The organism is Bradyrhizobium sp. CCBAU 11434, assembly GCF_028128895.1.
GTDB classification, from domain to species: domain Bacteria; phylum Pseudomonadota; class Alphaproteobacteria; order Rhizobiales; family Xanthobacteraceae; genus Bradyrhizobium; species Bradyrhizobium zhengyangense.
This window is the reverse complement of record NZ_LBJX01000011.1, coordinates 413,097-437,036: the sequence shown is the minus strand read 5'-3', so window position 1 is coordinate 437,036 and position 23,940 is coordinate 413,097. Positions and strand designations below refer to the sequence as shown.

Below are 23,940 nucleotides of genomic sequence, written 5' to 3'. Positions count from 1 at the left end.
AATCGCTGCCAAATACAGTCGTACACACTGTGCCGCGAAATATCCGCAAACCGCAGCACACCCGAGGCATTTCAATGGCACACAAACAAGTTCTGTTCCATTCAGCCGCGCGCGAGAAGGTCCTGCGCGGCGCTTCCCTCCTCGCGGACGCGGTGCGCGTTACGCTCGGCCCGAAGTCAAAATCTGTTCTGATCCAGAAAGGATGGGGAGCGCCGATCGTCTGCAACGATGGCGTCACCATCGCGAAGGAGTTCGATCTCAAGGACGCCGAGGAGAACCTTGGCGCCCAGGTTCTTCGCCAGGCCGCCGAAAAGACGGGTGATGTCGTCGGAGATGGCACCAGCACCTCGACCATCCTTGCGCATGCGATCTTGTCGGATGGAGTTCGTAACGTTGTTGCCGGCGCGAGCGCGATCGACCTGAAGCGTGGCCTGGATCGAGGCACACAGGCCGCGATCGCGGCGCTGCGCGCGATGGCAAAGCCGGTGAAGACGAGAGCCGAAAGGGCTCAGGTCGCGACGATTTCGGCCCACAACGATACCTCCATCGGTGAGCTGGTCGCCGACGCGATCGAAAAGGTTGGCGGTGATGGTGTAATTTCGGTGGAAGAATCCAAGACAACCGAAACCCTCCTCGACGTCGTCGAAGGGATGAAATTCGATCGTGGCTTCCTGTCCCCTTACTTCGTCACCGATGCCGACCGGATGGAATCGGTGCTGGAGGATCCGTACGTCCTACTCTGCGACCACAAGATCGGAGCACTGCGCGACCTCGTTCCCGTCCTCGAGCAAGTTGCCAAGAGCGGCCGATCGCTCCTGATCATCGCCGAAGACATCGAGGGCGAAGCTCTGGCGACTCTCATCGTCAACCAGCTACGTGGCGTGCTCAAGGCCTGCGCGGTCAAGGCACCTGGGTTCGGCGATCGGCGCAAAGCCATGCTGGAAGACATAGCGATTCTAACCGGCGCACAAGTGATCTCGGAAGAGATCGGCTTGAAGCTCGAAAGTGCTACCCTGCAGCAGCTCGGCCGCGCCTCGCGCGTGGTTGCCGACAAGGAGAACACCACCCTGATCGGCAGCGGCGGCGATCGTTCGCGCATCGACGCGCGGGTTGCGCAGATTCGGGTCGAAATTGAGAAGACCACCAGCGACTACGACCGGGAGAAGCTCGAGGAACGTTTGGCCCGGCTGTCCGGCGGCGTCGCCGTGATCCGGGTCGGGGCACCGACCGAAGCCGAGATGAAGGCGAAGAAGGAGGCCCTCGACGATGCCATCAGCTCCACCAAGGCAGCGGTTGCAGAAGGCATCGTACCTGGCGGCGGACTTGCGCTGCTTCGAACGGTTGCGGCCATAGCCAAGGAAGAAGCTGCTTGCGAGGGAGACGAACGCACTGGTGTTCAAATCCTGAGGCGAGCACTCGAAGCACCGGCCCGTCAGATTGCCGAGAATTCTGCTACCGACGGCGGCGTCGTGGTCGCGCGGATGCTCGGCAGCGAGGGAAATTTCGGTTTCGATGCTGCCCGCAAGGTCTATGTCGATCTCGTCGAATTCGGCATTGTCGACCCCGTCAAAGTCGTACGGACCGCGCTTGAAAACGCCGTCTCGGTGGCAAGCGTCCTGCTTCTGACGGAAGCGACGATGACGGAACTTCCGGAACCGAAGCGTGAGCGCTTGGCAGAGCACGACATGGCGATGTAGGGCACGCCCCAGCTACATCATTTTTCAACGCCGGAAGATCGACAATACGATCATCTGGAACTTGCCGGAATTGCTGTAGACTTTTGAGGGAAATCAACCAGCGCGCCACAGCCATGACTATTCTTTCCGGTGACCGATATGGTCAACCTCTCAGGAGAAGATGATCATGGCAACCGAGACCAAGCTACCCGTCACCAAGACATCCACTGCGCCCGCAGCTGCTGGCACGGCATGGCAGCCGTTTCAGGCGCTGAGAAACGAAATCGATCAGATCTTCGACGACTTCGGCAACGGCTTCTGGAAGCGGCCATTCCCGTCGCTCGCTCGGCTGGAGCGTGATCTGTCCAAGAACTTCAACGCACCAGCCGTCGATATTGCCGAGAGCGACAAGGCTTACGAGATCACGGCGGAGCTTCCCGGTCTCGACGAGAAGAACATCGACGTCAAGCTCGTCAATGGCGGTCTCACCATCCGCGGCGAAAAGAAGGAAGAGACTGAAGAGAAGAAGAAGGACTATTACGTCTCCGAGCGCCGCTATGGCTCCTTCGAGCGTTACTTCGCACTGCCGGACGGCGTCAATGCCGACAAGATCGAGGCGACGTTCAAGAACGGCGTGCTCAAGGTTGTCTTGCCGAAGACCGAAGAAGCCCAGAAGCCGGCCAAGACCATCAATGTAAAAGCCGCCTGAACGCCTCCGCCGAGGTGAGGCTGCGACTGTCGCAGCCTCGCCGACGGTGATGAGCACGAGCGGGTCACACGCGCGGTCAACGCCACCGACAGGCGGCCGATCGGAATTGAATGCACATCCGCAGCCTCGAGGCGACCACGCTTGGATGGCTCGTGCAACGACCGCTTTCTTCGAAGGGCATTTTCGACGCGTTCTCTCGGGGCTGCGGTCGCGGCCTACAGATGCTTGCCCCGGTTATACAGCTTCAGCATTTCACGCACCTCGTCGTCTTCCAGGGCTTCCTTGATCGCGCGATCCTCCTGCCCAGTTACGATCACCTGCTCATCACGATTGGATGCGGGTAGCTCTGGTTTCTGCTCAGCCGCGCTTTCCTGCGCCGTTTGACGATTCTTGTTCATCACGCACTCCCCTGTTGCGCTGGTCTCAATGCGACATCAGCAGGCAGACCGGCGCCTGTTGCAACAGGCTCAGTGTCATGCCTCCAAAGATCCATTCTCCCAATCGACTATGTCCATAGCCGCCGGTGACAATAAGGTCGGCGCCAAGCTCGGACGCCAACCGAACGAGATAGCCTCCGTCCGGCTCCGCCGTATGAACACGAATCTCGTGCTGGCACTGCACTCCATGCCGCTGAAGATAACCAGCCACGTCGCGTACGCGCTTACGAGCCGCATCCTGATCGCTCGGCGTGCAGATTTCCGCGATTGTGACCTGCGAAGCCCTGGTCAGAAATGGCATCGCGTCGCGAACAGCGAGGCGCGCCTCCCGTGTATCCTTCCAACCGACCACGATGCGGTCACCGGACAACTCCGTTACGCTTTCCGGCACCCATAACGTCGGTCGTCCCATCCGTAGCATGGCGCCGGCGGGATCGAAAAAATGAGAGTGGCTTGACGTGTGCGGCCTGCGCTTGAGGATCACCAGGTCCGCCGCGCGGGCCTGCTCGACCAAAAAGTCGGTCGGATAATCGAGCGCCCAGCGCCATTCGGCCGTCTCACCCGCCGTGCCGAGCACCCTCTTGAACCAAGCCTCTTTTGCGGAAAGCGTTGCTTTTATGCGCTTGATGTCTTCCTCGGCGGTCTGCTCGATGATGACACCTTCCGCCACAAAGGGAGGCTCCACAGCCACCGCGGAAACACCCAGGACGGCCGCTTCGAACGTCCTCGCGATACCCCTCGCAACGGCGACTTGTCCTGCCTCCTGCTGTTCCGAATCGACGTAGACCATGACGCTTGCGACAGACATGATAATGCTCCGGCAAAGTATGCGACGCCCCTTTATCGGCCCATGATCGGCGAGACGATTGACTGAAATCAAACAAGCCGGTTTCGCCTGCCGCCGATGTGACAGGCGACGGGGGTGGTCGTCTCCGCTCCTTTCGCCTGGCAGGCTGCGCCGCTTGATCCCGATCAAACCAGGCGACTCGCGATCCGACAAGATCGTCCAGACCTGTACGGCGATATGGAGGTTTGCCATGCAAGCACGAGACGTGATGGTATCACCGGTAATTACCGTGGGACCGACCGCAACCGTCCGCCAAGTCGCGCAAATGCTGCTGGAGCGTCGGATCAGCGCCGTACCGGTCGTCGATGCCGACAACAAGGTTCTCGGAATCGTGAGCGAAGGCGATTTGCTGCACAGGGCCGAGAGCGCGACCGAACGCTCTTCCTCCTGGTGGTTGCGCCTGTTGATCGGCGACGCCCAACTCGCGACCGACTATGTCAAATCGCACTCGATCAAGGTACAGGATATCATGACGCAGGATATAGCGACTGCTGCACCCGAGACGCCCTTGTATGAGATCGCGATGCTTCTCGAAGAGCGTAAGATCAAACGCGTTCCTATCGTCAACGGGGAAGGCCAGCTTATCGGAATCGTCAGCCGAGCCAACTTGCTCCAGGCGGTCGCAAGCGCCAGGCCAAAGCTCGAAATATCGCTGCCGGATTCAGCCATCCGAAAGCGATTCTTCGAGGAAATCAGGAAGCAGCCATGGGCACATACATTCAATTTGAATGCGACCGTGCAGAATGGTGTGATCGATATTTGGGGCTTCGCGCCATCGCTCGCCGAACGTACGGCCGTTCGCGTTGCCGCAGAGGCGATCCCAGGCGTGGTGGCGGTGAATGACCACCTGCTGGAAACTCCCGCCTTCGTCTATTGACCTGCGGGGACAACTTGACTTGGCTCAAGCCCGGAATGCTGCGACATGATCTGCTGCCTTCATGACCGGGTATATCAGATCGTTTCATGAGATCGGCTTGGCCGACGTGGGCTTGGTCGGAGGCAAGACCGCCTCCCTGGGCGAACTGTACTCGGCGCTCTCGTCCCAGGGAATTGCGGTCCCGAACGGCTTCGCGATCACCGCCGACGCCTATCGCGAAGCGCTGGCGCGCGACAACGTTGCCGGCGATCTGCATCGGCTCCTCGATGCGATCGACAAGAGCAACATCAGACAGCTCACCAAAAACGCGGCGAAGGCTCGTGCGCTCATATACGAGGCGATGGACACACCCCTCCTTCGCAAGCAGGTCGTGGACGCCTACCAGCAGCTCGAGCGCGAAGCCGGGGCGGAAATTGCCGTCGCCGTGCGCAGTTCTGCGACCGCCGAGGACCTGCCGACAGCGAGCTTTGCAGGGCAGCATGAAAGCTTTCTCAATGTACGCGGGCCAGACGACTTGTTCGAAGCTTGCCGCCGCTGCTTCGCCTCCATCTTCACCGATCGCGCGATCTCTTACCGGATCGACAACGGATTCGATCATTTCAAGGTCGCGCTTTCGGTCGCCGTGATGAAGATGGTTCGATCCGATCTGGCGGCCAGCGGCGTAATCTTCACGCTCGATACCGAATCCGGATTTCGTGACGTCGTCTTCGTCACGGGCTGTTACGGTCTCGGCGAGACCATCGTGCAGGGCCAGGTCGATCCGGACGAATTTTACGTCCACAAGCCGACGCTACGCGAGGGATACCGCCACGTGCTGCGGCGCCGGCTCGGAGCCAAGCAGATTCGCATGATCTACGGCAAACGGGGCGCTGATCATGCAACCCTCACCCGCAAAGTTTCGCAATCTGAGCGCCAAAAGTTCTGCATCTCCGACCCGGAAGTGCTCAGCCTTGCCGAGATCGCCGTCCGGATCGAGGCCCACTACTCCGAACACGCCGGCGCGGCGATGCCGATGGATATCGAATGGGCTAAGGATGGCGCTGACGGAAAGCTTTATATCATTCAGGCGCGACCTGAGACCGTTGCCTCGCGGCGTTCGGCGGACGTGTACGAGATTTATAATCTGAGGGAACGCGGCTCGGTCATCGTCGAGGGGCGAGCGGTCGGAGAGAAAATCGCTTCAGGACGTACACGCCGCGTCGTGTCTGCGCGCGATCTCGCTGCCTTCAGGCCGGGCGAAATCCTGGTGGCGTCCGCCACCAGTCCCGATTGGGAGCCGGTCATGAAGATTGCGGCCGGAATCATTACCGATAAGGGCGGACGGACCTGCCATGCGGCGATCATCGCCCGGGAACTGGGCATTCCCGCCGTGGTAGGAGCCACTCTCGCGACAGAAAGGATCAAGAGCGGAACCGAGGTTACGATCTGCTGCTCCGAAGGCGATGTGGGACGCGTCTATCAGGGAAAGGTTGCGTTTGACGTGACCAAGACGTCCGTGAGCGAGCTTCGGCAACCGCGCACGGCCATCATGGTGAATGTCGGAACGCCTGAGATGGCGTTCCGCACGGCGATGCAGCCACAGGCAGGAGTTGGCCTCGCCCGGATGGAGTTCATCATCAGCGCGCATATCGGCGTCCACCCCATGGCATTGCTCAAGCCGGACAAGATAAAATCAGCCAAGGCGCGGGCCGAGATCGTGCGCCTTGTCAGGGGTTTCAAGACTCCGGCGGACTTTTTTGTTCAGCGCTTGGCGGAAGGCATCGGTACCATCGCCGCAGCCTTCTATCCCAAGCCGGTGATCGTACGGCTTTCCGATTTCAAGACCAACGAATACGCCAGGCTGCTTGGCGGGGACAATTTCGAGCCCAGGGAGGAAAACCCCATGCTGGGCTTCCGGGGGGCCTCCCGCTACAGTCATCCCGCCTATCTCGAAGGTTTTGCCTTGGAGTGCGCCGCGCTGCGCCTCTTGCGCAAAGAGATGGGCCTTTCCAATCTCCGCGTGATGGTGCCGTTCTGCCGAACCGTCCAGGAGGGCGAACGCGTGATCGCGACGATGGCTGTCAACGGACTGAAGCGCGGTGAAGACGGTCTCGAGATTTACGTTATGTGCGAGATCCCAAATAATGTCATCCAGATCGACGCGTTTTCCCGGTTGTTCGACGGCTTTTCGATCGGCTCCAACGACCTCACCCAGCTCACGCTGGGGGTGGACCGGGATTCCGATATCGTGGCCTTCGACTTCGACGAACGCGATCCCGGAATGCTGGAGATGTTCCGGCTGGCGATAGTCGGCGCGAAACGCAACGGTCGCCATATCGGGATTTGCGGCGAAGCGCCTGCGAACTATCCGGAGATCGCGAGATATTTGACCCGGCTTGGGGTCGATTCGATCAGCGTCAATCCTTCGAGCGTGTTTCGCACCATGGCTGTGGTGGCGGACGCCGAAGCCAATCCGCCAAAATCCGCGACGTGACGCATCGCCGGGCGGTTCAGACCACGGCCGGAACGGCAGCGGAATGAATACGCTCTGCGGCAGCGTTCACCTCGATCATCGTCTTCGTCAGCTCGTCATAGACTTGGTCGTCGATGGTCACCGTTCCGAAATTCGAATCCTCACCATCAAAGCGCCCTTGTGCCGGCTGATCGGCATGCTCGAACCAGTGATAGCCGACCACATTCGGCTTGCTGAGGGCGGCCGCAACGTAGCCCTCGAAAGCCCGGGACCGATCGAGCTGAGTAGCGAGCCTTGGCCCCGCCCCTTTGGTATTTGGCAGGCCCGCGTCATCACCCCGGAAGGAGAATTCGGAGATCAGGCATGGCTTGCCGGTGGCAGCATAGGCGTCAACGAGCGGTCCGGGGTCGAGCTCGTAGCAATTGAAGGAGATCACGTCGAGATGGCGGCCGGCTGCTGCAATAACGCCAGCCGGCGGTTGATAGCCGAATCGGGATCCGAGCACGAGATGATTGGGGTCGGCCGTTTTGATTGCCGAGACGCACAGTTCGAAATACTTGTCCGCCACGACGGCCACGAAGGCATCGCAATCCGCTGAGAATGCCTCGCGGGCAGGATCTGCCAGATTGGCCTTCGTCTCGAGCGCGTCGTTCAGGACGCCGGGTCGAAGCCTGACGAACGGCGCCACAACATGTTCGATCCGGTCGAGCTCGTCCCATGATCGCGCCTGCGTACGCCATATCGCATTGAACTGAGCAAAATCCCGATAATGCGCGTGCAGAGCCGAGATGGCGGCGACCCGGCCTGGTCGGCGAAACGGCAGGTTCAGGAACAGCGTCAGGAGCTCGTCTGTGCCTCGCCAATCGGGCGACCAGTAGAGTTCGTTGTCGATGAAGGTGCCGAGCAAGCCGGGATCATTGCGCCGGTGCCTGCAACGAAGATCGGCGCTTGCGTGGATATGCGCCGAAAACTCCGCATCGAAGACATCCGGAAAGATCTGATCGCGACGATGCAGGCGAAAGGATGCGCCGAGCTCCGCGGTCGGCGTGGTCGCCAGCAATTGCGATCCCGAACTGGCGACGAGTTCGTCTGACCAGCAGCCGACCGTGTTGAATCTCCAGCTTGCCAACCGATCAGACACAGCGGCGCGCCAGATCTGCAGGCTGCCATACTTGGCGCGACAAGCCTCGGCGTAAGGCACGCGGTCGGTGCGGCCGATGCGATCCTGATCGAAACGGACTGTATTGACCCCCTTTGAGAGGAAGCGACCGCCGTCAGGATCGACGAGCCAGAATACGCCACCACGCTCGACCACGCGGAAGAAGCCGTTTCCGCTGAGATCGTCGTCGATGACCCCTCCCCATCTTGTTCTTTGCAAGCGCGCCCCCGCAACGGTCCAAGAGCTCAAACCCATCGCACAGTCCGGGCGAGGCTACTTGAGCTATCTCAATACCGCCCCGAACCGGCGCGGTACCAATGTCGCAGGGGAGCAACCCGCCCGAGCGGTGGCTGGCGAGGCAGCATAGTCCCGTCGCCAATCTTGCAGGGCCAAGCAGGTCGTTCATGCCGACAACTCAATTGCCGAACACCTCTTGTCTGCGCCCCGATTTCATCTGGGGCGTTTCGACCTCCAGCTTCCAGATCGAAGGTGCAACGCAGGAGGATGGGCGCGGACCAAGCATCTGGGACGTCTATTGTCGGTCCGGTGAAATCAGAACTCACGATACCGGTGACGTCGCCTGCGACCACTATCATCGCTACCGAGAGGACGTCGGCCTCATGAAGACGCTCGGCGTACAGGCGTACCGGTTCTCGGTCGCCTGGCCGCGCGTCCTACCGCTCGGACGCGGGTCCGCCAATGAAGCCGGCCTCTCATTCTATGACCGGCTGATCGACAAGCTCCTGACCGCCGGTATCGAACCGTGGCTGTGCTTGTATCATTGGGACCTTCCGCAGGCTCTGGAGGAGCATGGCGGCTGGCTCAATCGGGACTCGGTCTTCTGGTTCGCCAACTATGCGAGTCTGATCGCCAGGCGACTTGGCGACCGGGTCAAGCGCTTTGCGACATTCAACGAGCCGTCGATGTTCAGCCTGTTCAGCCGTTCACTCGGCAAGCCGGATCGCGGCTGCGAGGATAAGCTCCACCTCATGATCCATAACGTCAATCTCGCGCACGGAGCGGCAGTGGATGCGCTCCGCGCCAACGTGATCGACGCCTCGATTGGCTGTATCCACAATCGACAGCCATGCCGGCCTTCCAGCGCAAGCGAAGCCGACGCAGCGGCTGCGCGACGCCTGGATGTGTACTGGAATGCGGCCTTTCCGGATCCGCAATGCCGTGGCACATATCCAATATCGATGCGAGGGGCGATCGAACCGCATATGCAGCCAGGCGACCTGGCGCGGATTTGCCGTCCGCTCGATTGGTTTGGACTGAACCACTACAGCCCGGTCTACGTGAAGGCGCGACCGGATTCGATGCTCGGCTACGATTTTGGCGACAAGCCGCCCGCCGTTCCTTTGACCCCGATCGGATGGCCGATCGAGCCCGACGCGTTCCGTAAGACGCTGCAGGAGGCCCACACAAATTATGGCCTGCCCATCTACGTGCTCGAGAATGGCTACGGCGATTTCGGCCAGCCTGACCAGACCGGCGCGGTGGTCGACCCGGGGCGGATAGATTTTTTGAGGGCCTATATCGACGCGATGAACGATGCCGCTTCCAGCGGCGTCGACGTTCGCGGCTATTTCGTCTGGTCGCTGCTCGACAATTTCGAATGGGACTTCGGGTACAGCAACAGGTTCGGCCTGACATACGTCGACTATGCTTCGCTTCGGCGAACCCCGAAATCGTCTTTCGGCTGGTATGCCGGGCTGATCAAGGCGACGCGGCCATGATGAAAGCAACCACGCCAGGCCGAGTTCTGCTTGCAGATGTTGGAGGGACCAATGCCCGCTTCGCGCAGCAAACTGACGGCGAGCTCAGCGCGATCACTCACATGGCCGTTAGCGACTACGACACCTTTCAGGAGGCGCTCGCTACCTACCTCGGCGCTGTGGCAACGGCCGAACGACCGGTTCACGTAATCCTTGCCGCCTCCGGTGTGGTTCATAATGGGCGCTGCGCGCTCACGAACAATTCCTGGGTGGTCGATGCAGAGGAACTGCGCCGAGTCCATGAATTCTCGACCGTACGCCTGATCAACGACTTCGAAGCGGTCGCGTGGGCCCTGCCTCGCCTTGGCCCGAGCAGTCTGCTGCAGCTGGGGGGACAGCAGCGCCAACCGGGAGCGCCTCTCGCTGCAATCGGCCCCGGCACTGGCTTGGGAATGGCCATCAGCATACCGCACCCCGGCGGGCAAATCGTATTATCCAGCGAGGGAGGCCATTCCACGATGGCAAGCGGCTCTTTGCGCGAGGATGCCGTTATCGAGCACTTGCGCCGCCGCTTCGGACATGTGTCTGCCGAACGCATCTTGTCGGGCGCAGGGCTGGAAAACCTCCATGACGCCCTGGCCACGATCGAGGGCGCGAGCCTGCCAAAGCGTCGGGCCGCCGACATCACACGGGCCGCCATTGAGGGGACTTGTGCGATCAGCCACAGCGCCGTTGACATGTTTTGCGCGATGCTGGGGTCCGTCGCAGGCAGCCTGGCGCTCGCGCTGAACGCGCGAGGCGGGATATTCATCGGCGGCGGCATTTTGCGCCACATGCCCGACTATCTCGCCGCTTCCCAGTTTCGCCGACGCTTCGAGGAGAAGGGGCGGCTCCGAACATTCCTCAAACCGATCCCGGCCTATCTGATCCTTGACGACGACGTCGCATTCGTCGGCCTTCGTAACCTGATGGAGGTGGAAGGCCTTGTCTGACATGCCGCACATCGTGACCTTGACGATCAACCCGGCGGTCGATCTGTCGACCTCGGTCAAGAAGATGGTGCCCTACACGAAGATGCGCTGCGCCGAACCTCAGCGCGATCCCGGCGGTGGTGGAATCAATGTCGCCCGGGTCCTGAAACGGCTCGGCCTTGACGCAACCGCAGTCTATCCCGCTGGGGGTACAACCGGGCAAACCCTGACGGCACTGGTTGAACGCGAGGCCGTGCGCAGCATCGTGATCCCGATATCGAACGATACGCGCGAAGACATCACCGTTTTCGACGAAACCAGCAGGGAGCAATTCAGGCTGGTGTTTCCGGGCGCTTGCCTGAGCGATTTTGAATGGCAGCAATGTCTCGACGCAATTGCGCGTCTCAGTCCACAAGTTGCGTTTGTCATCGCGAGCGGGAGCCTGCCGCCCGGCGCACCGGCCGATTTCTACGGCAGAGTAGTCCGGGCATCGAAAGGGGCCGCCAAGGTCATTGTGGATACGTCCGGCGCATCGCTCAAACCAGCGCTGGAAGCCGGCGTCTATCTCATCAAGCCCAACCTTCGGGAGTTTCAGGAGCTTGCCGGGATCAGCCGCACCGACGAGCTCTCGCTGGTGGATGCGGGCCGCCGCCTGCTCCAAGGCTATCGAATCGAGATCATTGCTCTCTCGATGGGCCCCAGCGGGGCCCTGCTCATCTCGCGCGACGTCGTCTTGCGTGCGAACGGCCTTGTTATGGAGCCCGTCAGCGTGTCCGGAGCAGGTGACAGCTTCCTTGGGGCGATGGTGTCGCGCCTCGCAAACGGCGACAAGCTCGATAGCGCGCTGCGCTATGGCGTTGCCGGCGGTTCGGCGGCGCTGCTCAGCCCCGGAACAGGACTTTGTCTTGGTGCGGACGTTCATCGTCTCGCAGCCAGCGTGAACGTCGCAAGCGTTGCTGGCTATCATGCCTAGCAACGTGGCACGCCACTCGCCGGGTGAACAGCAGTTGCTGGTGCGCTTCTGGAAAAGTGCCCGCGGCTTTTGGGCTGGCCGGTCGGCGGGTTGGGCCTGGCTGCTCACCGTGTCGCTCATTGCAACGGTTCTCCTGCAACTGCTGACCCAGTATTCGCTGAACTTCTGGAACCGCGATTTCTTCAACGCGATCGAACGCAGGGACGGAAAGGAGCTTCTAAGCCAGGCGATACGATTCATCCCCCTTGCCGCGGCCAGCCTGTCGCTCGTCGTTTTCTCGGTCTGGGGCCGGATGACACTGCAGCGGATGTGGAGAGCATGGCTCAGCGACGAACTTTACTGGTACTGGCTGGAGCGGAATCGCTTCGTGCGACTGAACTCCGTGACAGGAGATTATCAGGCTCCTGAATATCGGATCGCCGAGGACGGCAGGCTGGCGACGGACCTTCCGGTCGACCTCGTTCTAGGGCTTATTGCCTCACTCCTGACAGGGACGACCTTCATCGGGATCCTCTGGGTGGTTGGAGGCAGCCTCGCAATCGACGTGGGGACCTTCGTTGTGACCATTCCCGGATATCTCGTCGTCGCCGTCATTATCTATTCGATTGTCGTGGCAGCCATGACGATACTGATCGGTCAGCGGCTGACGCACGTACTTGAGGAGAACAAGCGGGCTGAGGCGCAATTGAGGGCCATCGGGACTCATGTGCGCGAACGCGGAGAGGGCGTGGCGTCCGAAACCGAAGGCGAGGATGGACTCCGCGCCATTCGCCTTGCCCTCAAGGCGGTGATCGCCGCGTGGCTGGATTATTGCTGGCAGCTCATGCGCCTGACAGTCATAACCCACACAAACTCTCTGGTGACGCCAGTCATTGGATTGTTGCTCTGCACGCCGAAATACGTTGCCGGCACGATGCTCCTCGGCGAGGTCGTTCAGGCTGCTGCGGCGTTCGTCGTGGTCCAAAGCGCCTGCAGTTGGTTCACGGACAACTATCCGCGTCTGGCAGAATGGGCCGCGTCGGCCAACCGCGTTGCGTCGCTGCTGCTCGCGCTGGACAAGATCGATCAGTGTCATAGACACGACGAGTCAGCGCGCACAGGCAGTTGATCGGAGCGCGCAGGAACGTAGCCACAATTCTGGCAAGACGAGAGACCACCTTCCTAGACGATGCCAGCCGAAGTCCCACCGACGATGGGACGTTCCCTCGCCTTTCGCGCCCGGTAGCCGGATGCGCGATAGGCAGCAATTGGGGCGATGGCCCCGCCGGCCCGCATGCGGGCGACGGCAAGGAGCGGCGAGACATCTGTGGTGAAGGCGCGTTTCAATTCGAGATGAGCACCGAGCGCGTCGTTCGCGTCCTGCGCCGCTTCGATGGCGGCGCGATCGACGATCAGAGCCTGCGCATAAGCGCGCTGCAGCTCGATCGCCGATTGCATCAGACTCTCGATAGGATCGGTCACGTTGTGCGACTGGTCGATCATATAGGCAGGCGCGAAACCTTCCACTCTGCGACGCTCGGCGTCGATCAGCTCGTTGAAGACGAGAAACAGTCGGAACGGCTCGACTGAGCCACTGTCGAGATCGTCATCGCCGTATTTTGAATCATTGAAATGAAAGCCGGCGAGCTTGTTGAAGCGAACGAGCCGAGCCACGATCTGCTCGATATTCACGTTCGGCGCGTGGTGGCCGAGATCGACGAGGCAATGCGCCTTGGGCCCGAGCTCCTGCGCGACCGCAAAACTCGTGCCCCAATCCGAGAGCACGGTCGAGTAGAACGCCGGTTCGTACAGCTTATGCTCGAGGAACACCCGCCAGTCGGCAGGTAGTGCCGCGACGATCTCACGCATCGCGTCGATGTAGCGGTCGAGCGCCCTGGTCAGATTCGACTGGCCGGCAAAATTCGAGCCGTCGGCGATCCAGACGGTCAGGGCCTTCGAGCCGAGCTTGCGGCCGATCTCGATACATTCGACGTTATGGGCGATGGCCTGCGCGCGCACCCCCGCATCGGTATGCGACAGCGAGCCGAACTTGTACGAAAGCTCTTGGCCCGGCTGATCCTGGAAGGTGTTCGAGTTGACTGCGTCGAAGGCCAGGCCGTGACCCGCGGCCTGTTCGCGCAAGGCGGCATAATCGTCGACCTTGTCCCACGGGAAGTGCGGCGAGATCGTCGGGGTTGCCCGGGCCAGCCGCTGGATCACGGCGCAATCGTCGATCTTCTCGACAACATTGCGCGGCTCGCCCGGCCCCGGAAATCGCGCGAACCGCGTGCCCCCTGTGCCAACGCCCCAGGTCGGAATGGCGACGCTAAAGGCCATGACCTTCTGCACCAGGGCGTCCGCGTCGATGCCATGCCGCGCCAGCGCGCGCTTCAGGGCGTCATAGTCTTCGCTGATCGCACCTTCGAGCCGCGCATTGTGCTCGGCGACGAACTCCGCACTGATCGAGAACGAGGGGCTCATCGCGTGAAGGCCTGGGCGTTGCCGGCATCGACATTGAGAATGTTGCCGGTCGACTTGGCCGAAAGGTCGGACGCGAAGAAGTAGATACCCTCGGCGATATCCTCAGGAAAGACCGACAATTTTAGCATCGAGCGCTGGCGGTAGACTTCCTCGAGTTGGTCCTCCGCAACCTTGTTGGACGCCGCACGCTGCTGGCGCCACTCGCCCTCCCAGATCTTCGAGCCGCGCAACACCGCGTCCGGATTGACCGTGTTGACGCGGATGCCATGCACTGCGCCTTCCAGCGCGAGGCAGCGGGCGAGATGGATCTCCGAGGCCTTGGCGGCGCAATAAGCCGAGGCGCCGGCCGAAGCGGCAAGGCCGTTCTTCGAGGCCACGAAGATGATGGCGCCGCCGATGTTTTGGCGCTGCATCAGCCGGAATGCCTCGCGCGAGACGAGGAAATAGCCGGTGGCGAGAATGTCCATGTTCTTCTGCCAGAGCCCAAGACTCGTATCCTCGACAGGCGAGGCCGAGGCGATCCCGGCATTCGAGACGACGATGTCAACGCCGCCAAAGGCGCGCGCGGCCTCTTCGAACGACGCCACCACGGCCGCCTCGTCGGTCACATCGAGCTTCACGCCGATCGCAGCATCCCGGCCATGGCGCTTCGTGATCGCCGCAACCCGCTCGCTGAGCGCCTTCTCGTCGATGTCGGCAATGACGAGGCAGGCACCCTCGCCGAGCAGCCGCAGTGCGGTTGCCCCGCCAATGCCGCCGGCGCCGCCTGTGACATAGGCGATACGCCCCGCAAGCGATTTCGGCTTGGGCATGCGCTGGAGCTTGGCCTCCTCCAGCAGCCAGTATTCGATATTGAAGGCCTCCTGCTCGGCAAGGCCGACATAGGCGCTGACGCCTGAGGCGCCGCGCATGACGTTGATCGCGTTGACGTAGAACTCGGCCGCGACGCGCGCCGTCGCCTTGTCCTTGGCAAAGGTGAACATGCCGACCCCCGGCACGAGATACACGACCGCATTGGGATCGCGCATGGCCGGCGAGTCAGGGTGCTTGCAGCGCTCGTAATAGGCGGCGTAGTCGTGCCGATAAGCGGCGAGGACGTCGTCGAGACCGGCGACCACCTCATCAAGATTGTCGCGCCCGGGATCGTAGGGCAACAACAACGGACGGATCTTGGTCCGAAGAAAATGATCCGGACACGAGGTGCCGAGCGGCGCCAGCTTCGTAAGCGCGTTCGAGTTGACGAACTCCAGCACCTCGGGCGCATCGGTGAAATGGCCGATCTTGCGCTCATCCGCAGAGATCTTGCCACGGATCAGCGGCATCAGCCTCGCCGCGATCGCGCGGCGCCTGTCCGGTGCGGCCGTCTGGACCTTGGCGCCGCCGAAGGCCGGCTTCTGCTCATGTGCGGCAAGCCAATCCGCGGCCTGCTGAATCACCCGTAAGGTCATCTCGTAACAGGCCTTCGACGTCTCGGCCCAGGTGAAGAGCCCGTGCCCGCCGAGGACCACGCCGACATAGTCGGGATGACGCGCCGCCATCTCGCCCAGCTTCAGGCCGAGATCGAAGCCGGGCCGCTGCCACGGCAGGAAGCCGAGCTTGCCGCCGAACACCTCGCGAGTCAGACGCTCGGCGTCTTCTGAGGCAGCGATGGCGATCACCGCATCGGCATGGACGTGGTCGACGTGCCGGTGCGGCACAAAGGCATGCAAGGGCGTATCGATCGACGTCGCGCGCGGATTGAGATCGAAGGTACAATGATTGAACAAGGCGACCATCTCGTCCTCATGAGCGAGGCCGCGATAGAGGCTTTTCAGGCCCTCCAGCTTGTCGAGGTACAGCGTCGAAAAGCCGTCGCGCTTCATCGAGCCGATGTCGCCGCCTGAGCCCTTGACCCAGAGCACGCGCACGCTCTCGCGCGTCAGCGGATCCTTCATCTCGATCTTGGCCGAGGTGTTGCCGCCGCCGAAATTGGTGATGCGCAGATCGGCCCCGAGCAGGTTCGAGCGGTAGAGCAATTGACCGGCCTCATCGAGCCCGGCGGCGCGCGCGTCGTCCCACAGATTTGGCAGGGGCGTGGCCGCAACCTCGCTCATGACGCATCCTCCCTGTGCTGGATCTTCGAGCAGCTTAGGCCGGGGATTCAATCAAGGTCAATCACTCACACTCACAACCGCGACGCAATATGATTGATGCAGCGCGATATTGAGCGAATATGACGGTTTGCAGTTGACCGTCGCGCGAGAGCGTGACCTATTTACCGGCAAAAGGGAGGGCGACGTGCACGAGCGGGAACGCTGGCAGGTCATCAAGGCACTGTTGCGCGAGCGGTCGCTGGTGCGCATCGCCGACGCTTGTCGCGCGACCGGCGTCTCCGAAGCCTCGATCCGGCGCGACTTTGCCAGGCTCGCCGAGCAAGGTGTCGCGATCAGAGTGCACGGCGGGCTCGAAGCCCTGCCGGAAACCGCCAACGCACCGGGCGACGTCGTTTCCCTTGCCACGCGCTCCTTCGACGTCAGCCAGACACTCAACATCGACGCCAAGCGTGCCATCGCGAAAGCGGCCGTCGCCCTCTGCGCCGACGGCGACACCATCATCATCAACGGTGGCACGACCACCTATCAGATGGGCGAGTATCTGCGCGAGCGTCGCCTGAAGGTGTTGACCAATTCCTATCTCCTCGCCGACGCGCTGATCCACACATCGAAATGCCGCGTCGCCTTGCCGGGCGGCGAGGTCTACCGGGAGCAGGGTATGATCGTCTCGCCTTTCGACGAGGATGCGATTCAGCACTATTCGGCGACGCGGATGTTCATGAGTGCGATCTCGATCGGACCTCTCGGTGTAATCGAAGGCGATCCCCTGCTGGCGCGCGCCGAATCCAAGCTGCTGAAGCGTGCCGACAAGCTGATCGTGCTTGCCGATTCCTCGAAATTCGTCTCGCGCGGCAGCCTTGTCGTCTGTCCACTCTCGCGCATCGACACGCTGATCACCGATGCCGACGCGCCAAACGACGCACTCGACATGCTGCGCGGACACGGTGTCCGCGTCGTTGTTGTCGATGCGAGCGCTCAAACCACTGCGGCGGCGTGACCATGACAACGGACACGCATCGTGAAACGCCAACAGCACCGCTCCTGTCGGTGCACGCGATCGAAAAGTCTTTTCCAGGCGTGCGGGCCCTGTCCGGCGTCTCGTTCGAGGCTGCCAGGGGTGAGGTCCACGCCTTGCTCGGCGAGAATGGCGCCGGCAAGTCGACACTGATCAAGATCGTCTCCGGCGTGTTCCCGCCCGACCGCGGCGAGGTGCTCGTGGACGGCAGGCCGGTCGACCTCGCGCGGCCGGACGATGCCAGGCGCGCCGGCATCGCCACGATCTATCAGGAGCTGCTGCTGTTTCCGGAGCTCACGGTCGCCGAGAATATCTTCATGGGGCATGCGCCGCGCGCTCGCCTTGGCCGGATCGACTGGCGGGCGATGCGCGAGAAGACCAATGCCCTGCTTGCTTCGCTAGAGATACATGATCTGCAAGCCGACCGTATCGTCGGCTCCCTCAGCGTCGGCAATCGCCAACGTGTCGAAATCCTGCGCGCGCTGTCACAGGATGCGCGCATCCTGATCATGGACGAGCCGACCGCGGCCCTGACCGAATACGACGTGACGCGGCTGTTCGATATCGTGCGCAAGCTCAAAGCCCGCGGCGTCGCCGTGATCTATATCAGCCATCGGCTCGATGAGATCTTTGCGATCGCCGATCGGGTCACCGTGCTGCGCGATGGCGCCCATGTCGCAACCAGGCGCGTCGCGGATACGGACGCAGCCGGGCTCGTGCAATTGATGGTCGGCCGCAGGATCGAAAGCCTGTTCCCGAAGGTCACGGTTCCGATCGGCAAGCCGGTGCTCGAGGTGAAGGGCCTCGAACGACGGCCGCTGACAAGGAGCGTCTCGCTCACGGTGCGCGCTGGCGAGATCGTCGGCCTCGCCGGCCTCGTCGGCTCGGGCCGCAGCGAGCTCGCGCAAACCATTTTCGGCGTCACACCGGCCGATGGCGGCGAGATCCGGATCGACGGGCAGCAAGCCGACATTCGCTCACCCGCCCAGGCGCGGTCTTTGGGCGTCGCCTACGTTCCTGAAGATCGCGGCACGCAAGGCCTGGTGCGGCCGATGACGGTGCGCGAGAACTTCAGCCTCGCCGCGCTGGGCAAGGTCGCATTCGGCGGCTTCATCGATCGCGGCGCCGAACGCAAGCTCGCCGGCGATGGCGTCAAGCGCTTTGCCGTCAAGACGAGCTCGCTCGAGCAGATCGCGGGCAAGCTCTCCGGCGGCAATCAACAGAAGATCGTGCTTGGCAAATGGCTCGCCAATGGGCCGAAACTGTTGATCCTCGACGAGCCGACGCGCGGCATCGATGTCGGTGCCAAGGCGGAGATCCATCGGTTGATGGGCGAGCTTGCGGCCCAAGGGCTCGCTATCTTGATGATTTCGAGCGAACTGCCGGAGGTGCTCGGCATGAGCGACCGCGTGCTGGTGATGCGCGAAGGCCGTATCGTTGCCGAATTTCCGCGCGAAGAGGCAACCCCGGAGTCGGTTGGCGCAGCAATGATGGGCAGCCATGAAAGCGCGGAGAAAGCGGCATGATGGCGATGACCTTGGCCGGTGCCGGGGCTGATCCGCGATGGCGGCTGAAGGTGCTTGCCTCGCAGGAGGCTTTGCTCGCGATCGCTGTGATCGGCCTTGCCATCGCCGTCGGGCTTTACAATCCGCGCTTTCTGGCGGCACGCAATCTTGCCGACGTGCTGCTAGGCAACGCCTATATTGCCGTCGCCGCAGTCGGCATGTCGATGGTGATCGTATCCGGCAACATCGATATTTCCGTCGGCGCGCTGATCGGCGTCCTGGCGACGTTCAGTGGCACTTTGGCCGTGAATGGCGCACCGATCGTGGTCGCCTGGCTGGCAGCACTCGTTGCCGGCGTTGTGGTGATGGCCTTGCAGGGCGTCATTATTGCCTATCTGCGCATTCCGGCGATCGTGGTGACGCTCGGTATGTTGTCGATCCTCAAAGGCGGCCTGATAAGCGTCACCGGAGGCAAATGGATCACCGATCTGCCCGACAGTTTCCATCTCGCCGATATCGAGCTATTCGGCCTACTGCCGTTCCCGGTCTTTCTCATGATCCTGGTGACGATCCTGGCCGCGTTGTGGATGCGCTATTCGGCCTCGGGCCGTGCGATCTATGCCGTCGGAGGCAACGCCGAAGCGGCACGGCTCTGCGGCATCTCGCAACCGCGCACGATCGTCATGGTCTTCGCGCTCCACGGACTCTTTGCCGGAGCGGCCGCCCTGCTCTACGCAACGCAACTGCGCGTCATCCAGTCGACCGTACCGCCCAATCTCGAATTGACAATCATCACTGCGTCGGTCGTCGGTGGCGTCAGCATTCTTGGCGGCGTCGGCACAGTCGTCGGCTCGACCCTTGCGGCCGTCCTGATCGCCGAGATTGCCAGCGCGCTCGTCTTCATCGACGTCTCGCCCTACTGGATCCGCGCGGTGCAAGGCGTTCTCATCCTCGTGACCGTGATCGCCGACATCTTGCGGCGCCGGCGCATGGCCGGAGCATGAGCGCCATGAGCGAGATCCCTCTCCCCCAGGTCGCCAAGCGCGTCGTGCCCTGGTGGCTGCTGCGCCACGAAACCATGCTCGCGGTGATCCTGCTCGTCGCATTGATCGTGCTCGGGGGCTTGAACAGCCGTTTCCTCACGCTCGACAATCTGCTCAACCAGGGCCGGCTGACGACCGAGGTCGGGCTCATCGCGCTGCCCATGACCTTTATCATCATCACCGGTGGCATTGATCTCTCGGTGGGCTCGATCGTCGGCCTCTGCGCGATCCTGCTCGGCTATTCCTGGAAGGTTTTCGGCCTTCCTCTGCCGCTGGCAATCTGCTTCTCGTTGTTCGTCGGTGCAGCAGCGGGGTTCCTAAACGGAATCGTCATCACCCGAGTGAAAGTGCCGCCGCTGATCATGACCATCGCGACGCTCGCCCTCTACCGCGGCCTCGCCGAGGGGATCAGCCAGGCGCGTTCGGTGCGCGGCTACCCTGAATGGTTCTATTTCGTCGGACAGGAAAACCTCTTCGGTGTCCCGGCGCAGCTCTGGCTCTTGCTGATTGCGATCGTGGTCACGGCCATCGTTCTTGACCGCACCACTTTCGGCCGGACGCTTTATGCGATCGGCAACAACGAGACTGCGGCACGCTTTTCCGGCTTGCCGGTCGATCGCGTCAAGCTGATCATCTACACGCTATCGGGCCTGATGGCCGGCCTTTCCGCCTGTGTTCTGGTCTCGCGCGTGACCACCACCCGCTCGGACATGGGGATCGGCTATGAGTTGGACGTGATCGCGGCGGTCGTGCTCGGTGGCACCAGCATATTCGGCGGCGTCGGCACCATCTGGGGTACCGTGGTCGGCCTCGCGATGATCCAGCTGTTGAAAAACGGGCTGGCCCTGACCGGCGTCAAGGGTGACGCGACAATCGTCGTCATCGGCACGGTTCTCATCCTTTCAACTCTTGTGGCGAGTTCGCTCCAGCGGAGACGCGAGGGCGTTTGACGGCGTGTCTAGCCGCAAGAAAGCGGCATCAACATGGGAGGAAAACAAAATGAAGCTCGGATTAGCTGCTGCATTCCTCGGCGCGACGCTGCTGGCCGGAACGGCCTCGGCGGCGGACAAGAGATGGGACGGCGCGGACGACCTGCCGGTCAATCCGCTGGCCTGTTCGGCTGGCGAGGCGAACGCCGCGCCCGCGGCCAAGCCTTATGATGGTGGCAAGCCGGCAAATGCGACCGACAAGGCCGGCAAATCGATCACACTGGTCGACGTGCCGAAGCTGATTGGCATCGGCTATTTCAATGCGACCTCGAAAGGCATGCAGGAGGCCGCCAAAGCGCTCGGCAACGTCACGGTAAAGACCGACGGCCCGACCGAGGCCAAGATCGACGAACAGATCAAGTTCATCGACAATTACATCACCAGCGGCGTCGACGGCATTCTCTTCGCCGCCAACGATCCGGTGGCGATCGCGCCGGTGCTAAAGAAGGCGCTGTCGAAGGGCATCCATGTCGTTGGCTACGACGCCAACTCGTCGCCGGACGCGCGCGAATGGTTCGTCAACCAGGCCGAGTTCAACGGTATCGCCAAGTCGATGGTCGACTCCATGGCCAAGGAGGCCGGCGAGGACAAGAGCTTTGCGATCGTCACCTCGACCTTCACGACGCCGAACCAGGCACGCTGGATCGCCGAAATGTGGGCCTATGCGCAAAAGTGCCATCCCAAGCTGAAATGGCTCGAAACGGTCGAGGCGCAGGAGGACAACAACCTGTCCTTCAACCAGGCGACGACGCTGATCAACAAGCATGGCGACAAGCTCGCGGGCTTGTTCGGCATGACGTCGGTCGCGACGCCCGCTTCGGCGGAAGCCGTCACCAAGGCCAAGCTCTGCGGCAAGGTGGCGGTGGTCGGCCTCGCGACGCCGAACGCGATGAAGCCGTATGTCAACGCGGACTGCGTCAAGTCGGTCGTGCTGTGGAATCCGGTCGATCTCGGCTATGCCGCAACCTACGTGATGCGTGCCGTGGTCGACGGCAGCCTGAAGCCGGGCGCGACCTCGGTCGACGCGGGCAAGCTCGGTAAGCTGAACGTGGTCAATGGCAGCGAGATCCTGCTTGGTTCTCCCTTTGTTTTCACCAAGCAGAACATCAAGGACTTCGATTTCTGATCTGAACTCGTCGCCCGGCCGCCGAGCGCGGTCGGGCGACGCTTATCGAAATCGCCCTCTTGCCGTGAGCTTGACGATGAGCCAGACGGTCGCGGTGCTCGACATTGGCAAGACAAATGTAAAGCTTGCCTTGTTCGACGAAGGCCGCCTTCTCTGGGAAAAGTCGGCGCCCAATCGCGTTCTGCCGGGACCGCCATATCCGCACGAAGACGTCGAGAGCGCATGGAGCTTCTTCCTCGATGCGCTTCGCGAGGCCGCACGCACGCATCGGATCGGCACGATTGTTCCGACCGCGCATGGCGCAGCCGGCGCGTTGATCGGCGAGAGCAACCTCGCGGCTCCGGTCATGGACTACGAGTTCACAGGCATAGACGAGATCGAGCCCGACTACGCCAAGCTGCGACCACCTTTTTCGCAGAGCCTGTCTCCGAAACTGCCCGCTGGCCTCAATCTTGGGCGGCAGCTGGCCTATCAGAAATGGCGCTGTCCGGATCTCTTCGCCAAAGCGAAGCATTTCGTTGGCTATCCACAATATTGGACCTGGCGCTTGAGCGGCATCGCGGTCTCGGAAGTCACCACGCTCGGCGCCCATGGTGATCTCTGGCTACCGCGGCAGGGACAGGTCTCGAGCCTCGTCGGCGCCCTCGACGTCGGCCACTTGCTGCCGCCGATGCGCCGCGCCTTCGACCCGCTTGGTCCGATTCAGCCTGACATCGCTGCCGCGGCCGGGCTCGCGCCCGAAACTCCGGTCTTTTGCGGAATCCACGATTCCAACGCTTCACTTCTGCCCTACCTCGTCTCGCGCCAGGCGCCGTTCACGGTGCTGTCGACGGGCACCTGGGTGATCCTGATGAGCGTGGGCCTTTCGCTCGACCAGCTCGATCCTCGCGACGACACGCTCGCCAACGTCGACGTGCTGGGTCGTCCGATCGCCTGCGGACGCTTCATGGGCGGACGCGAATACGCCGTCATCGCAGGCGGGGGTGGCAACCCGGATATCGACGCGATCGAGCGCGTGATCGCCTCGGGCACGATAGCCCTGCCCTGCTTCTCCGGTCAGGGCGGGCCTTATGCGACGACCGAGGGCGTGGTCCGCGGCGAGGTCGCAGCGCGAGATCGGGCCGCACTTGCGACCCTCTATTGCGCGCTGGTCAGCGATCTGATGCTGACACGCATGGGAGCGACCATCGGCGATCTCATCGTCGAAGGAACCTTCGCTCGTAATCGTCCCTTCTGTCAGACTCTTGGCGCGCTACGACCGACGCAGCGTGTCTTCGGGGCTGAGGATGCCGCGGGCACGGCACGCGGCGCGGCAATGCTCGCGCAATGGCCGCCCTCTTACCTTATTGCGGAGCCGAGCCCGATCGCTCCGATTTCGATTTCCGGCCTGGATTCTTATCGCAAGGCCTGGACGGCAACAGTCGACAGGATCGTATGACCGGGCCAACCCGAGAGGCCGCGGTGCAGTTCCTCCGCGAATCTCCGCCAATCCAACCCCCACGCTCAGGACTCGCGTTCGCATTCTCGCGGCGCAGTGCGCCCGAGCTTTGCATCGTTCTCACCCTCCTCTGAAAGAGGGCGCAGGGAAGACCGGGTGCCAGGCTGGCACCCGCGGTCCACTGTGCGATATCTGCGCTATAACAGGCTGCGCAGCGGCATACAGGTGAAGCCGAAACATCCGGCCTTCCCTGCGTAGTGGTTGAGGGCTTATGTCGTGATCTCCCCGGGGAGCGATGCACTATTGCCCCGTCGTCTCGCAGATGACTGATGTGCACGCCCGGTTGGACATCGCACATCACCACGAGCCTTGGCGCACAGGCTCCGGGCGCCAGGACCACACGGTTTTGCCCTACGCGGATCACACCGGTCGTTTGCGCGAGGTCTTCGCTC

General features: G+C 62.1%; 19 protein-coding genes. 14 read left to right on the top strand and 5 right to left on the bottom strand.

Going from position 1 to position 23,940, the window contains the following annotated elements; genetic code table 11:
• Positions 1–74 precede the first annotated feature (74 nt).
• Together groL and XI06_RS09500 are read left to right on the top strand one after the other, a co-directional pair.
• Positions 75–1,697, top strand: a complete 1,623-nt coding sequence (gene groL / locus XI06_RS09505) for a chaperonin GroEL (protein WP_271605447.1) — start codon at positions 75–77, stop codon at positions 1,695–1,697.
• Positions 1,698–1,863: 166 nt separating this feature from the next.
• The gene (locus XI06_RS09500; RefSeq protein WP_237858905.1) at positions 1,864–2,385 is read left to right on the top strand and encodes an Hsp20/alpha crystallin family protein; all 522 of its coding nucleotides are present in this window, start codon (positions 1,864–1,866) and stop codon (positions 2,383–2,385) included.
• A 215-nt stretch (positions 2,386–2,600) separates the two neighbouring features.
• Here the strand turns inward: XI06_RS09500 and XI06_RS09495 are convergent, their stop codons facing one another.
• Both XI06_RS09495 and XI06_RS09490 read right to left on the bottom strand, forming a co-directional pair.
• Positions 2,601–2,783: a hypothetical protein gene (locus XI06_RS09495; RefSeq protein ID WP_237858907.1), complete on the bottom strand. Its 183-nt coding sequence runs from the start codon at positions 2,781–2,783 to the stop codon at positions 2,601–2,603.
• A gap of 25 nt (positions 2,784–2,808) precedes the next feature.
• Positions 2,809–3,630, bottom strand: coding sequence for a universal stress protein (locus XI06_RS09490; protein WP_271605139.1), 822 nt, complete (start codon positions 3,628–3,630; stop codon positions 2,809–2,811).
• Between the two features lie 229 nt (positions 3,631–3,859).
• On the opposite strand from XI06_RS09490, the gene XI06_RS09485 reads away from it, so the two are divergent.
• Together XI06_RS09485 and ppsA are read left to right on the top strand one after the other, a co-directional pair.
• Complete coding sequence (locus tag XI06_RS09485) at positions 3,860–4,546, top strand: CBS domain-containing protein (protein ID WP_237858910.1); 687 nt, start codon at positions 3,860–3,862, stop codon at positions 4,544–4,546.
• Between the two features lie 61 nt (positions 4,547–4,607).
• Complete coding sequence (ppsA, locus tag XI06_RS09480; RefSeq protein WP_271605138.1) at positions 4,608–7,019, top strand: phosphoenolpyruvate synthase; 2,412 nt, start codon at positions 4,608–4,610, stop codon at positions 7,017–7,019.
• 16 nt (positions 7,020–7,035) lie between these two features.
• Here the strand turns inward: ppsA and XI06_RS09475 are convergent, their stop codons facing one another.
• Positions 7,036–8,376, bottom strand: coding sequence for an agarase (locus XI06_RS09475; RefSeq protein WP_237858912.1), 1,341 nt, complete (start codon positions 8,374–8,376; stop codon positions 7,036–7,038).
• 185 nt (positions 8,377–8,561) lie between these two features.
• Between XI06_RS09475 and XI06_RS09470 the strand changes: the two genes are divergently transcribed.
• From XI06_RS09470 to XI06_RS09455, 4 genes are read left to right on the top strand one after another with little or no spacing between them, the layout of a single operon-like run.
• Positions 8,562–9,896, top strand: a complete 1,335-nt coding sequence (locus XI06_RS09470; RefSeq protein WP_271605137.1) for a GH1 family beta-glucosidase — start codon at positions 8,562–8,564, stop codon at positions 9,894–9,896.
• A complete protein-coding gene (glk, locus tag XI06_RS09465) occupies positions 9,893–10,867 on the top strand; it encodes a glucokinase (protein ID WP_237858914.1) in 975 nt (324 codons plus the stop codon). The genes XI06_RS09470 and glk overlap by 4 nt, the downstream gene beginning before the upstream one ends.
• Position 10,868: 1 nt before the next feature.
• Positions 10,869–11,819, top strand: a complete 951-nt coding sequence (locus XI06_RS09460) for a 1-phosphofructokinase family hexose kinase (RefSeq protein WP_237859427.1) — start codon at positions 10,869–10,871, stop codon at positions 11,817–11,819.
• Positions 11,812–12,927 (top strand): SbmA/BacA-like family transporter, encoded by a 1,116-nt coding sequence (locus XI06_RS09455; RefSeq protein WP_271605136.1) that lies wholly within the window; start codon positions 11,812–11,814, stop codon positions 12,925–12,927. The genes XI06_RS09460 and XI06_RS09455 overlap by 8 nt, the downstream gene beginning before the upstream one ends.
• A gap of 53 nt (positions 12,928–12,980) precedes the next feature.
• Here the strand turns inward: XI06_RS09455 and rhaI are convergent, their stop codons facing one another.
• Both rhaI and XI06_RS09445 read right to left on the bottom strand, forming a co-directional pair.
• Positions 12,981–14,279 carry an L-rhamnose catabolism isomerase gene (rhaI, locus tag XI06_RS09450; protein WP_271605135.1) on the bottom strand — a complete coding sequence of 433 codons (1,299 nt, stop codon included), beginning with the start codon at positions 14,277–14,279 and terminating at the stop codon, positions 12,981–12,983.
• Complete coding sequence (locus tag XI06_RS09445) at positions 14,276–16,372, bottom strand: bifunctional rhamnulose-1-phosphate aldolase/short-chain dehydrogenase (protein ID WP_271605134.1); 2,097 nt, start codon at positions 16,370–16,372, stop codon at positions 14,276–14,278. The genes rhaI and XI06_RS09445 overlap by 4 nt, the downstream gene beginning before the upstream one ends.
• A 184-nt stretch (positions 16,373–16,556) precedes the next feature.
• Here XI06_RS09445 and XI06_RS09440 point away from each other — a divergent pair, with 184 nt between their 5' ends.
• From XI06_RS09440 to XI06_RS09415, 6 genes are all read left to right on the top strand, one after another.
• Positions 16,557–17,369 (top strand): DeoR/GlpR family DNA-binding transcription regulator, encoded by an 813-nt coding sequence (locus XI06_RS09440; protein WP_237858918.1) that lies wholly within the window; start codon positions 16,557–16,559, stop codon positions 17,367–17,369.
• 2 nt (positions 17,370–17,371) lie between these two features.
• Positions 17,372–18,913 (top strand): sugar ABC transporter ATP-binding protein, encoded by a 1,542-nt coding sequence (locus tag XI06_RS09435; protein WP_271605133.1) that lies wholly within the window; start codon positions 17,372–17,374, stop codon positions 18,911–18,913.
• Between the two features lie 5 nt (positions 18,914–18,918).
• On the top strand, positions 18,919–19,896 hold the full coding sequence (locus XI06_RS09430) for an ABC transporter permease (protein WP_442869423.1): 978 nt from the start codon (positions 18,919–18,921) through the stop codon (positions 19,894–19,896).
• Complete coding sequence (locus tag XI06_RS09425; protein ID WP_237869677.1) at positions 19,893–20,885, top strand: ABC transporter permease; 993 nt, start codon at positions 19,893–19,895, stop codon at positions 20,883–20,885. Before XI06_RS09430 ends, XI06_RS09425 begins: the two co-directional genes overlap by 4 nt.
• A 49-nt stretch (positions 20,886–20,934) precedes the next feature.
• A complete protein-coding gene (locus XI06_RS09420; RefSeq protein WP_271605131.1) occupies positions 20,935–22,050 on the top strand; it encodes an autoinducer 2 ABC transporter substrate-binding protein in 1,116 nt (371 codons plus the stop codon).
• 76 nt (positions 22,051–22,126) lie between these two features.
• Positions 22,127–23,488, top strand: a complete 1,362-nt coding sequence (locus XI06_RS09415; RefSeq protein WP_271605130.1) for an FGGY-family carbohydrate kinase — start codon at positions 22,127–22,129, stop codon at positions 23,486–23,488.
• Positions 23,489–23,940: the final 452 nt, after the last annotated feature.

Bases quoted from the DNA above. Each gene is read 5' to 3' on its own strand.
- groL (WP_271605447.1), top strand. From the start codon at position 75: ATGGCACACAAACAAGTTCTGTTCCATTCAGCCGCGCGCGAGAAGGTC.
- XI06_RS09500 (WP_237858905.1), top strand. From the start codon at position 1,864: ATGGCAACCGAGACCAAGCTACCCGTCACCAAGACATCCACTGCGCCC.
- XI06_RS09495 (WP_237858907.1), bottom strand. From the start codon at position 2,783: ATGAACAAGAATCGTCAAACGGCGCAGGAAAGCGCGGCTGAGCAGAAA.
- XI06_RS09490 (WP_271605139.1), bottom strand. From the start codon at position 3,630: ATGTCTGTCGCAAGCGTCATGGTCTACGTCGATTCGGAACAGCAGGAG.
- XI06_RS09485 (WP_237858910.1), top strand. From the start codon at position 3,860: ATGCAAGCACGAGACGTGATGGTATCACCGGTAATTACCGTGGGACCG.
- ppsA (WP_271605138.1), top strand. From the start codon at position 4,608: ATGACCGGGTATATCAGATCGTTTCATGAGATCGGCTTGGCCGACGTG.
- XI06_RS09470 (WP_271605137.1), top strand. From the start codon at position 8,562: ATGCCGACAACTCAATTGCCGAACACCTCTTGTCTGCGCCCCGATTTC.
- glk (WP_237858914.1), top strand. From the start codon at position 9,893: ATGATGAAAGCAACCACGCCAGGCCGAGTTCTGCTTGCAGATGTTGGA.
- XI06_RS09460 (WP_237859427.1), top strand. From the start codon at position 10,869: ATGCCGCACATCGTGACCTTGACGATCAACCCGGCGGTCGATCTGTCG.
- XI06_RS09455 (WP_271605136.1), top strand. From the start codon at position 11,812: ATGCCTAGCAACGTGGCACGCCACTCGCCGGGTGAACAGCAGTTGCTG.
- rhaI (WP_271605135.1), bottom strand. From the start codon at position 14,279: ATGAGCCCCTCGTTCTCGATCAGTGCGGAGTTCGTCGCCGAGCACAAT.
- XI06_RS09445 (WP_271605134.1), bottom strand. From the start codon at position 16,372: ATGAGCGAGGTTGCGGCCACGCCCCTGCCAAATCTGTGGGACGACGCG.
- XI06_RS09435 (WP_271605133.1), top strand. From the start codon at position 17,372: ATGACAACGGACACGCATCGTGAAACGCCAACAGCACCGCTCCTGTCG.
- XI06_RS09430 (WP_442869423.1), top strand. From the start codon at position 18,919: ATGACCTTGGCCGGTGCCGGGGCTGATCCGCGATGGCGGCTGAAGGTG.
- XI06_RS09425 (WP_237869677.1), top strand. From the start codon at position 19,893: ATGAGCGCCATGAGCGAGATCCCTCTCCCCCAGGTCGCCAAGCGCGTC.
- XI06_RS09420 (WP_271605131.1), top strand. From the start codon at position 20,935: ATGAAGCTCGGATTAGCTGCTGCATTCCTCGGCGCGACGCTGCTGGCC.
- XI06_RS09415 (WP_271605130.1), top strand. From the start codon at position 22,127: ATGAGCCAGACGGTCGCGGTGCTCGACATTGGCAAGACAAATGTAAAG.